The following is a 10,682-nucleotide window of genomic DNA, read 5'->3' as shown; positions in this document are numbered from 1 at the left end:
TCTAATCTTTGTTTATACTAGCGATAGACTTTGCCTTGTTTGAGCGGGTGATTATTCCGCCAGTAGCGCGTTGAGCATGCTGTTATATTTAGCAGCTTGCTTGTCTTGCTTCAATCGTTCAGCACGTAAAATAGCTCTGAAATCCATTAATGCCACATCGAAATCATCATTTATGATGACATAGTCGTATTCGGTGTAATGCGAGATTTCAGCTTGAGCTTCATTCATACGTTTAGCAATGACGGCTTCACTGTCTTGACCACGAGCATTCAAGCGGCGTTCCAATTCTTCTTTTGAAGGAGGAAGGATAAACACACTTTTTGCATCCGGCATTTTGTCGCGTATTTGACGCGCGCCTTGCCAGTCAATATCAAGAAAAACGTCAATGCCTTTGTTGAGGTTATTTTCAATCCATACCTTAGAGGTGCCGTAGTAGTTGCCAAATACTTCAGCATGTTCGAGAAATTCACCTTTAGTAATCAACTCTTCAAACAGCTCTTTTTGTACAAAATGGTAATGAACACCATCTTGTTCGCCCGGACGCATGCCGCGTGTGGTATGTGAAACAGAGACTTTCATCGCATAGGTTGGGTTGGTTTCCAACATCGCAGAGATCAAGCTTGATTTGCCTGCACCACTGGGTGCAGAGACGATATAAAGAGTACCTTTGCCCATCTGTTCTGTTCCACGTTAGGTTAGGATTGAATGCTGATATTTGCGTCTATCAGCATGTTAAAAGATAGCACTGACCCAGAGAGTTTCATCCTAGAAAATGAAAATAAGGCCAGAAAAAATGGAGGCGAAGAGTAGCACGTTCCCATGGATGTCTACAACAAAAAGGTCGGCCTTTAGCTGTGAAAGGGGAATTTTGGAATGGTTATATTTTCTTCAATGAGTAAACGTTTGCTCTTATTTCAAGGCTTGTCGAGGGGGTTTATTACTGTATAATCGCCCGCCGCTGAGCTCGTGATTTGAATATGAACGCGTGTTAGGCCTATAAATTAATGCAAGACTAATTCTTCGATTTGGGTTCCCTCGCCCCCAAAACAAACTAAAAAGGTACACAATGAGTTACTTTACCCTTGCGCAGCAGCGCAAAGCTTTGGCACTTTTAGTGCTATTTCATTTGATCATTATTGCATCAAGCAATTATCTGGTTCAGTTGCCCTTTACTGTATTCGGTTTACATACCACTTGGGGCGCATTTACTTTCCCATTCATTTTTCTGGCAACGGATCTCACTGTACGCATTTTTGGTGCAGCGTTGGCTCGTAAAATCATTTTCTTAGTGATGTTACCGGCTTTGATTGTTTCTTATGCACTCTCGGTGCTATTTTTTGAAGGTCAATTCCAAGGGCTTGCCCAGCTTCATGAGTTTAATCTGTTTGTTGCGCGTATTGCGATTGCCAGTTTTATGGCGTATTTGCTAGGGCAAATTATGGATGTGCATGTGTTTAATCGTCTGCGCCAGATGAAGCAGTGGTGGGTTGCGCCAACCTGTTCTACGTTATTTGGTAATGCATTAGACACGGTCGCTTTTTTTGCGATTGCTTTTTATCAAAGCCCCGATCCATTCATGGCTGAACATTGGACCGAAATTGCCTTGGTTGATTATGGTTTTAAACTGGTGATCAGTTTAGGCCTGTTTGTGCCGATGTACGGTGTGCTGCTCAATTACTTGATCCGGAAGCTGACAGCGGTCAACCCTGATTTTCGAACCGTTGGGATCAATGCTCAGTAGTTGAAATGTTCAGTAGTGGAGTAGCGAGCCATTATACTAGGAAGATAGAAAATCAAAGCCCGAGCAAGTGCTGCTCGGGCTTTTTCATGTGTCTGCATCTTATGACTATGATGGGTCGATAATGAGTGGCCAACCAATGTCGCTTTGACGGTTTGCTTCAATATCCAGCTCGGCGGTGGTGAGAGGATTGGCCGCTAACCATTTGGCGGATAACCGAAGAGTCAGTTGGTCACCTTGAGCTTGCAGTGTAAATTTAGGCTGTAGTGCCTCGTTACGACGATGGCTGAGCAATACGGCAAGGCGCAGTAAACGTAACACCCGCTTGGCGCTGTTACCCGACAGAGCGTACTGCTCTGGCAATGAAGAGAGCTGCTCGCGATAACGACGAGCAATTTCGCCTAGAAAGTGTTTCTGTGCACGGGTATAGCCGGGCAAGTCGAGGTTTTGTAGCAGGTAGGCGCTGTGTTCACCGCCTTTTTTTAAATCAATCGCTAACCCTATTTCATGCAATTGTGCAGCGGTAGTGAGCAGCATTTCAGCTTGCGGTTCCGCAATCCAATCTTCCCCCCCACACTGTTTGAGCAGCGATTGGGCAAGTTGAGCCACTTGCTTGGCGTAGTCAACATCAATTTGATATCGCACCTGAACGCTATTGATGGTACGCGTTCGAATGTCATCTTGGCGCAGCTCTTCGACCATTTCATACACTAAGCCTTCACGCAATGCGCCGCCAGCTAAAGTCATCGATTCAATCTCGAGCAGTTCAAAGATGGCAATTAAAATCGAGAGGCCACTTGGGAAAACTAACGCTCGCTCTAAAGTTAAGCCTTCAATATCAAGCTCTTCCAAGTGATCGGCGAGCATCGCTTGTTTTTGCAAGCGTTTTAGTTTGGTATGAGTGATCACCTCATCCATCCCTTGCGCCAGCATAATCTCTTGCAACGCCTGTACTGTGCCACTGGCACCTACGCACACATCCCAACCTAACTGTGAGTATTGTTCAAGGATAGGCGCTAACGTCTGTTTTGCCGCATCAATCGCTCGATTAAAGTTAACCGCGTTAAGCTGTCTGTCTTTAAAATGGCGCTCAAGCCAAGTGACGCAGCCCATTTTTAAACTGGTTAACGCTTTGGCATCGAACCCTTCACCAATGATGAGTTCAGTACTGGCCCCACCAATATCGACAACCAAGCGTCGTCCTAAGCCACCTGAAGTGTGCGCCACTCCTTTATAGATAGTGGCCGCCTCTTCTTCACCGGAAATAACCTGAATGGGGTGGCCGAGTATTTGGTTGGCTTGAGTTAAAAACAGCTCAACGTTGGTGGCTGTACGCAGTGTGGCAGTGCCAACAATACGGATATTGCTGGCGGGTATATCTTGTAGTCGTTCCGCAAATAAACTGAGGCAGTCCCATCCTCGCTGCATCGCTTCTTGGCTAAGAGCGTTGTTATCATCTAACCCGGCGGCCAAGCGTACTTTGCGCTTTATTTTGGCCATCGTTTGTACACTGCCATCAATATGACGCACGATGAGCATATGAAAACTGTTCGACCCAAGGTCGATGGCAGCGTAGAGCGGCGAGGAGACGGCTTTACTCATAAATGGATTACGAACCCTTATTACTTTGATGAGGTTGACGTGGGCGACGACTTTGTGGCTTACGGTTGCCAGTACGAGGGCCATTGTTATTAGTACGGCGCTGCTGAGGATTACGAGAACGCAGACGAATTGGCGGTGGTAAGTCTTCAATCAACGCCGATGCATCGTAATCAGAAACAGGAACCGCGTGCCCGGTGTACTCTTCAATCGCGGTTAGGTTAATGGCGTACTCTTCACAGGCAAAACTAATCGAGTGACCACTCTCTCCTGCGCGACCTGTACGACCAATACGGTGCACGTAGTCTTCACAGTCATCAGGTAAGTCGTAGTTGAATACGTGTGTGACTTGAGGAATGTGTAAGCCTCGCGCTGCCACGTCGGTTGCAACAAGAATGTCGACATCACCGGTAGTGAATTGCTCAAGGATCTTTTCACGTTTCTTCTGCGGTACATCACCCGTTAGCAGGCCGACACGGTGCCCATCTGCGGCTAAATGACCCCAAATAGAGTCGCAGCGGTGTTTTGTGTTGGCAAAAATGATGGCGCGATCTGGCCAATCTTGTTCTATCAGTGTCTGTAATAGCGCCATCTTATGTTCGTTAGACGGGTAGAACAGCTCTTCTTGGATGCGATGGCCAGTTTTTTGTTCTGGTTCAACAACCACGTGCTCAGGGTTATGCATGTGCTCGAACGCCAACTCTTGAACGCGATAAGAAAGCGTGGCTGAAAACAGCATGTTCAGGCGCTCTTTAGGTTCTGGCATACGGCGAAACAGGAAACGAATGTCCTTGATAAAACCAAGGTCAAACATGCGATCGGCTTCATCCAGCACTACAGCTTGAATATTATTCAAGTTAAACACGTGTTGTTTGTAGAAATCGATGATACGTCCTGTTGTACCGATCAATATGTCGACACCATCTTGCAGCTTAGACAATTGCTTATCGTAGCTTTCACCACCGTAAGCCAGCGCGGCTTTGATGCCAGTACTGGCAATCAGAGGTTCGGCGTCGTTATAAATTTGAATCGCTAACTCACGAGTCGGAGCCATAATAATGGCACGCGGCTGCGTCGGTTTTCGCCCTTCATGTTCAGGGGTTGTTAGTAAGTGGTTAAAAGTAGCAGCGAGAAACGCAAGCGTTTTACCAGTCCCTGTTTGGGCCTGGCCTGCAATGTCTTGGCCGGTGAGCAGTACCGGCAACGCCAAGGCTTGGATCGGGGTACAGTAATCGAACCCTTTTTTTTCCAATCCTTCAACAACTTGAGGATGTAATCCCAAATCGGCGAACTTTTGCTCTGTGATATGTGTCTTTTTCATCGCCATAGAATATCAGCTTAAGCTTGCAATACGAAAGTAAATACATTCCAATAGAGCATCTATTTACTGGTTAGCTTATAATCAGTGCAGAAAAACATATTGGAGTGGAAGATGAGCGATAAGATTTTGCAGCTTACAGATGATGGTTTTGAGAACGATGTAATCAAAGCTGCAGGCCCTGTTCTTGTTGATTTTTGGGCAGAATGGTGTGGTCCTTGTAAGATGATTGCACCAATTTTGGATGAAATCGCTAGCGAGTACGAAGGCAAACTGACTATCGGTAAATTAAATATCGACCACAACGCAGGTACTCCACCTAAGTTTGGTATTCGTGGCATCCCAACCTTGCTGCTGTTCAAAAATGGCAACGTCGCTGCAACGAAAGTTGGTGCGTTATCAAAAACTCAATTGAAAGAGTTTTTGGACGCAAACCTATAACAGGTATCGCAAAGCCGTACATTTTCTGATGCACGGCTTTGTTTTTTTGAAAAGAAACAAACTCTAGACTAGGCTATTATTTAGTGCTAGTTTATCGCACGTTAATTAGACAAGTGTTCACTTCTTGGTCGATCCTGAGACCAAAATCCATCTTAACTAGAAAATAGATCCTATTTTGACTAAACAAGTATCCACCACAATGAATCTAACAGAATTGAAGAACAGACCTGTGTCTGATCTTGTGAAACTTGGTGAGAGCCTAGGCCTCGAAAACCTAGCGCGTCTAAGAAAACAAGACATCATCTTCTCCATCCTAAAAGCGCACGCAAAAAGTGGTGAAGATATATTTGGTGATGGGGTCTTGGAAATTCTTCAAGACGGTTTTGGTTTCTTACGTAGCGCCGACTGTTCATATTTAGCTGGCCCTGATGATATCTACGTATCACCAAGCCAAATTCGCCGTTTCAACTTACGCACCGGTGACTCAGTATCCGGCAAAATTCGCCCACCAAAAGAAGGCGAACGTTATTTCGCATTGTTAAAAGTTAACACTGTTAACCACGACAAACCGGATAATGCACGTAACAAGATTTTATTTGAGAACTTAACTCCACTGCATGCCAATGAACGTATGATCATGGAGCGTGGTAATGGCTCGACAGAAGACATTACGGCACGAGTTCTAGACCTTGCCTCTCCGATTGGTAAAGGCCAGCGTGGTTTGATTGTTGCTCCGCCAAAAGCGGGCAAAACCATGTTGCTACAAAATATCGCGCAAAGTATTGCTAACAACCATCCTGATTGCGTGTTGATGGTGCTACTGATTGACGAACGTCCTGAAGAAGTAACGGAAATGCAACGCCTTGTGAAAGGCGAAGTGGTTGCTTCTACGTTTGATGAGCCAGCTTCACGTCACGTACAAGTGGCAGAAATGGTGATCGAAAAAGCAAAACGTTTGGTTGAGCATAAGAAAGATGTCGTTATCCTGCTTGATTCCATCACACGTTTAGCTCGCGCCTACAACACTGTGATCCCGTCATCTGGCAAAGTGTTGACTGGTGGTGTGGATGCCAACGCATTGCAACGTCCTAAGCGCTTTTTCGGTGCGGCTCGTAATGTAGAAGAAGGTGGTAGTTTAACGATTATTGCGACGGCATTGGTTGATACCGGCTCTAAAATGGATGAAGTTATCTACGAAGAGTTTAAAGGTACAGGTAACATGGAATTGCACCTTAACCGTAAAATTGCGGAAAAACGTGTCTTCCCTGCTATCGACTTCAACCGCAGCGGTACTCGTCGTGAAGAGTTGCTTACTAAGCCCGATGAGTTACAAAAAATGTGGATTTTGCGTAAGATCGTTCACCCAATGAGTGAAAGTGACGCAATGGAATTCTTAATTGATAAGCTCGCGATGACGAAAACCAATGATGAGTTTTTTGATGCGATGCGCCGTCAATAATAGACGCTAAGTTTAGTATGACCAACGCCACCGTTTATCGGTGGCGTTTTTGTTTGCATTTGACCCATTAACCTTCCACAATAGGCTAAATGTTACAAGGAGGTTAAAATGCAACAAGGAATGTTGTCGTCGCTTCTCCTCTCGCTATTTTTATTTTGTGCGTGGCCAAGTGCTGCCTCTATAGAAATAACGTCTGATACAGCTCAAAAATGGCTTCAGGAAGAACAAATTCGCCATAAAAGTGCAGAGCTATTGCAGTACGCGGTACATGATGAATTTGATTCTTTGCGTTTTTCATTACAACGTTTAGCGCTATTACCGCAAGAAGCCGCACGTTTTCTGTTGCTGCAAAAAATCGAGCAGTTGGATCTCGCGCTAACGCCGAATATGGTGATCTTCATTGAAGAGCAGCAAGCGCTTGCACCCACTTATCAAGTTGTCGAAAAAGAACAAGGCTATGAATTCTCAACTCCAGCTTTTGACTCTTCTGCGATAGCCAGCCGTTTATTAAAGCGTTGGCGGCAGGAACAAACCATTCTCGATTTCTTGGTGAAGGCGGAGCGCCAAGAGCTAGTACTGAAAACATGGTTGTCAGGGACTCAATATCAAGTAAAAATTCGCGAAACGTTACTGATCCGCGAGTTAGATACACTATCCCCAAGTGCTTTAGCTGCGCTCACTGAGCAACTGACATCAGAGCCAGTGACCGGATGGTTACCTTCCACACAAGTGATGGTTCGATTAGCTCAAGTTAGTGAAGATCCTAAAATCTATAAACTCCTGTGGCTGATGCGGGTCGATTTTTCCATTCAGCAGGAACTCACACGATTAGCCAGCGTAAGCGATGAATTTGCGATAAAACAGATCATGGCCGCCAGTGAAAATCCAAGTTTAAAAGTACAAGCGATTAAGGCATTAGTTCGCATCAGCCCCATGCGTCCTGATATCCGCGACTTTCTGATAGCCAAAATGTCAATCAATGAAGAGGTCAATTTAGTGGCCACTGCTTTGGTCGAGCAAGGACACAGCCGCTGGCTAAAGGATTTACTGGTGAGTAATTCTCAGGTGAAAAGTCGTGGTATTTTGCAAGCCCTCTCTCAATAACCCTATGAAATTTGGGGATCGTTAATGGGTTGTTTTTGTTATACTGCCTGCAGTTTAATCAGCGATGTAGTAGGCCTATGAGCTTTAAGGATTTACGTGAATTTGTTGACCATCTGGAAAAAACAGGCCAACTAAAACGCATTACTTGCCCGATTGACCCTCATTATGAAATGACGGAAATTAGCGACCGCACTTTGCGTGCCGCAGGTCCTGCCTTGCTATTTGAAAACCCGATCGGTTATACGGTTCCCGTGCTCACTAACTTGTTTGGCACCGCAAAACGCGTCGCGATCGGCATGGGGCGTAAAGAGGTCCAAGAGTTAAGGGAAGTCGGCAAATTACTGGCTTATCTCAAAGAGCCCGAGCCACCACAGGGCTTCAAAGATGCTATCGATAAATTGCCTTTATTTAAGCAAGTGCTCAACATGCCAACCAAACGACTACGCAAGGCTCCTTGCCAGGAGATTGTTTGGCAGGACAACGATGTTGACTTAGACAAAATCCCAGTGATGAGTTGTTGGGCCGATGATGTTGCTCCTCTTCTGACTTGGGGGCTGACCATCACTAAAGGGCCAAACAAGAAGCGACAAAATCTCGGGATTTATCGCCAACAGAAACTCACTAAAAACAAAGTCATCATGCGTTGGTTGGCGCATCGTGGTGGTGCTCTAGATTTAAGAGATTGGATGGACACTCACCCCGGAGAGAATTTCCCAGTTTCAGTGGCTTTTGGGGCTGATCCTGCAACCATTCTAGGCGCGGTGACACCAGTGCCAGATACGCTTTCTGAATATGCTTTTGCGGGATTGCTACGAGGCAGTAAAACAGAAGTGGTTAAATCGCTCAGTAATGATCTAGATGTGCCTGCTAGTGCGGAAATTGTGCTGGAAGGCTACATAGATCCAAACGAATATGCTGACGAAGGGCCTTATGGTGATCACACGGGTTACTATAATGAAGTTGAAAAGCATCGTGTCTTTACGGTTACGCATATCACAATGCGCAGCAATCCTATCTACCATAGCACTTATACCGGACGCCCACCTGATGAACCAGCTGTGCTTGGTGTTGCGTTAAATGAAGTGTTTGTACCTATACTCCAAAAACAGTTCCCTGAAATCGTCGATTTCTATTTACCGCCGGAAGGTTGTTCTTATCGAATGGCGGTGGTGACGATGAAAAAGCAATACCCTGGTCATGCAAAGCGAGTCATGATGGGAGTTTGGTCGTTCCTTCGCCAGTTTATGTACACTAAATATGTGGTGGTGTGCGATGAATCAGTCGATGCTCGTGATTGGAATTCAGTTATCAATGCAATGACAACACATATGGACCCAGTCCGAGACACTTTATTCATCGAACATACACCGATTGATTCACTTGATTTTGCCTCTCCAGTGGTGGGGCTAGGCTCCAAAATGGGCTTAGATGCTACCATTAAATGGGATGTTGAGAGTGACGGTACAAGACAACAGTCATCACCATCAACGGCTCCTCAGATCAAAGCTGAGCATTTGGATCAGCTTAGAGCTCAGCATTCTGAGATTGTTGATATCTATTTAGTGCCATTTTCTAATGATGGTTTCTTGATGGTATCCATGAACAAAGCGTTCGCTGGTCAATCTCAAGAGCTGTTAAAAAAGATATGGGCATTTTTAGAGACATTTTCAAACCTGAAGTTTGTTGTGCTCTGTGATGATGATGTGAATATCCGAGATTGGAATGATGTGATTTGGGCGATAACCACGCGCATGGATCCGTCTCGGGATACTGATCGTATAGAAGCTAATGAAGGGCAATGTTCCAAGCTCCTGCTGGATGCAACCAACAAACTCTCTGGTGAAGTTCAGCGAGAGTGGGGGACGCCAATCCAAAAAGATCACGAGGTCGTCACCAAAATAGACTCGCTCTGGGATGAGCTAGGTATTTTATGACTTATACGGTGATCTTGCTGCCGAAAGGCGATACTTTTGAAGTGCAAGACGGTACAACGGTGTTGGAAGCTGCGCTCAACAAGAACATCTCTTTTCCACACCGTTGTCAAATAGGTGCATGCGCTATGTGTATGTGCAGAAAATTAGAAGGTGTAGTGGAATATAACTTAGAACCGATGTTGACTGACGAAGAGCAGCGACAAGGTTGGATATTCCCTTGCCAAGCCTTTGCAACAAGTAACTTAGTACTTACTTTTGCAGAGTAAGTCAGAGGAAAAACATGACCACCCAATGTAAAGTAAAGTCAATTGAGCCATTAGCCTCTAATACTTATAAAATCATCCTCCAACCTGAAAGCGTTCTTGCATTTAAAGCTGGGCAATATCTCATGGTAGAAATGGGTGAGAAAGATAAACGTCCATTTTCTATCGCAAGCAGCCCTTGCCGTTCTGGTGAACTAGAGTTGCACATTGGTGCCGCCGAGCACAATGCTTATGCACAGGAAGTGGTTGAGAAAATGAGAACGGCATTAAGCAACAAGGGTTTAGTCAATATAGATGCACCTCACGGTGATGCGTGGGTAAAAGAAAATGAGCGCCCTCTACTACTCATTGCTGGAGGAACAGGCTTTAGCTATGTACGCTCGATTTTAGATCACTGTATTAGCCAAAAGAAAAGTAACGCTATCTATTTGTACTGGGGAGCAAAAGACGTTTACCAACTCTATGCAAAAACAGAACTGAGTGAGATTGCTCAGCAATTTGAGAACATCCACTTTGTACCTGTTGTTGAAACGGCTGATGAAAGTTGGAATGGTAAGGTTGGCAATGTACTCCAAGCGATCAATGATGATTTCGAGTCGTTAGAAGCGTACGACATTTATATTGCAGGTCGTTTTGATATGGCTGGAGCAGCAAGAGAACAGTTTACCCAATACAAAAATGCAAAAAGCGATCACATGTTTGCTGATGCCTACGCTTTTATTTAAGATCGAGAGAGATTAAAGCCTATCAAAAGAGAGCGAAATGCTCTCTTTTGACGCTTTGTGGCTGCTATTTAAACAAAATAGATGTTTTTCTTATTTTTTAT

General features: G+C 45.0%; 10 protein-coding genes. 7 read left to right on the top strand and 3 right to left on the bottom strand.

The window, feature by feature from the left end; all coding sequences use genetic code 11:
- Positions 1–51 precede the first annotated feature (51 nt).
- Positions 52–675, bottom strand: a complete 624-nt coding sequence (gene gmk, locus B9J84_RS11245) for a guanylate kinase (protein WP_017044367.1) — start codon at positions 673–675, stop codon at positions 52–54.
- Between the two features lie 391 nt (positions 676–1,066).
- On the opposite strand from gmk, the gene B9J84_RS11240 reads away from it, so the two are divergent.
- Positions 1,067–1,741 carry a 7-cyano-7-deazaguanine/7-aminomethyl-7-deazaguanine transporter gene (locus B9J84_RS11240; protein WP_026028324.1) on the top strand — a complete coding sequence of 225 codons (675 nt, stop codon included), beginning with the start codon at positions 1,067–1,069 and terminating at the stop codon, positions 1,739–1,741.
- Between the two features lie 105 nt (positions 1,742–1,846).
- On the opposite strand, the gene gppA is transcribed toward B9J84_RS11240, so the two are convergent.
- The gene (gppA, locus tag B9J84_RS11235; RefSeq protein ID WP_094124151.1) at positions 1,847–3,340 is read right to left on the bottom strand and encodes a guanosine-5'-triphosphate,3'-diphosphate diphosphatase; all 1,494 of its coding nucleotides are present in this window, start codon (positions 3,338–3,340) and stop codon (positions 1,847–1,849) included.
- 7 nt (positions 3,341–3,347) lie between these two features.
- Positions 3,348–4,658, bottom strand: a complete 1,311-nt coding sequence (rhlB, locus tag B9J84_RS11230) for an ATP-dependent RNA helicase RhlB (RefSeq protein WP_026027733.1) — start codon at positions 4,656–4,658, stop codon at positions 3,348–3,350.
- Between the two features lie 111 nt (positions 4,659–4,769).
- Between rhlB and trxA the strand changes: the two genes are divergently transcribed.
- From trxA to fre, 6 genes are all read left to right on the top strand, one after another.
- Positions 4,770–5,096 carry a thioredoxin TrxA gene (trxA, locus tag B9J84_RS11225; protein ID WP_010319293.1) on the top strand — a complete coding sequence of 109 codons (327 nt, stop codon included), beginning with the start codon at positions 4,770–4,772 and terminating at the stop codon, positions 5,094–5,096.
- Between the two features lie 199 nt (positions 5,097–5,295).
- Positions 5,296–6,555, top strand: a complete 1,260-nt coding sequence (rho, locus tag B9J84_RS11220; RefSeq protein WP_010319292.1) for a transcription termination factor Rho — start codon at positions 5,296–5,298, stop codon at positions 6,553–6,555.
- 108 nt (positions 6,556–6,663) lie between these two features.
- Positions 6,664–7,659 (top strand): hypothetical protein, encoded by a 996-nt coding sequence (locus B9J84_RS11215; protein ID WP_094124150.1) that lies wholly within the window; start codon positions 6,664–6,666, stop codon positions 7,657–7,659.
- A gap of 77 nt (positions 7,660–7,736) precedes the next feature.
- Positions 7,737–9,593, top strand: a complete 1,857-nt coding sequence (gene ubiD / locus B9J84_RS11210; RefSeq protein WP_094124149.1) for a 4-hydroxy-3-polyprenylbenzoate decarboxylase — start codon at positions 7,737–7,739, stop codon at positions 9,591–9,593.
- On the top strand, positions 9,590–9,859 hold the full coding sequence (locus tag B9J84_RS11205; RefSeq protein WP_013855397.1) for a 2Fe-2S iron-sulfur cluster-binding protein: 270 nt from the start codon (positions 9,590–9,592) through the stop codon (positions 9,857–9,859). Before ubiD ends, B9J84_RS11205 begins: the two co-directional genes overlap by 4 nt.
- A gap of 14 nt (positions 9,860–9,873) precedes the next feature.
- Positions 9,874–10,581, top strand: coding sequence for an NAD(P)H-flavin reductase (fre, locus tag B9J84_RS11200; RefSeq protein ID WP_088731505.1), 708 nt, complete (start codon positions 9,874–9,876; stop codon positions 10,579–10,581).
- The last annotated feature ends 101 nt before the right edge of the window (positions 10,582–10,682 follow it).

The organism is Vibrio sp. V03_P4A6T147 (assembly GCF_002241085.1).
Classification (GTDB): Bacteria; Pseudomonadota; Gammaproteobacteria; order Enterobacterales; family Vibrionaceae; genus Vibrio; species Vibrio anguillarum.
The sequence above is the reverse complement of the archived record's forward strand: the minus strand, read 5'-3'. Positions and strand labels throughout refer to the sequence as shown.

Coding starts and splice junctions, on each gene's coding strand:
- B9J84_RS11205 (WP_013855397.1), top strand. CDS start 9,590: ATGACTTATACGGTGATCTTGCTGCCGAAAGGCGATACTTTTGAAGTG.
- rhlB (WP_026027733.1), bottom strand. CDS start 4,658: ATGAAAAAGACACATATCACAGAGCAAAAGTTCGCCGATTTGGGATTA.
- gppA (WP_094124151.1), bottom strand. CDS start 3,340: ATGAGTAAAGCCGTCTCCTCGCCGCTCTACGCTGCCATCGACCTTGGG.
- rho (WP_010319292.1), top strand. CDS start 5,296: ATGAATCTAACAGAATTGAAGAACAGACCTGTGTCTGATCTTGTGAAA.
- gmk (WP_017044367.1), bottom strand. CDS start 675: ATGGGCAAAGGTACTCTTTATATCGTCTCTGCACCCAGTGGTGCAGGC.
- trxA (WP_010319293.1), top strand. CDS start 4,770: ATGAGCGATAAGATTTTGCAGCTTACAGATGATGGTTTTGAGAACGAT.
- ubiD (WP_094124149.1), top strand. CDS start 7,737: ATGAGCTTTAAGGATTTACGTGAATTTGTTGACCATCTGGAAAAAACA.
- B9J84_RS11215 (WP_094124150.1), top strand. CDS start 6,664: ATGCAACAAGGAATGTTGTCGTCGCTTCTCCTCTCGCTATTTTTATTT.
- B9J84_RS11240 (WP_026028324.1), top strand. CDS start 1,067: ATGAGTTACTTTACCCTTGCGCAGCAGCGCAAAGCTTTGGCACTTTTA.
- fre (WP_088731505.1), top strand. CDS start 9,874: ATGACCACCCAATGTAAAGTAAAGTCAATTGAGCCATTAGCCTCTAAT.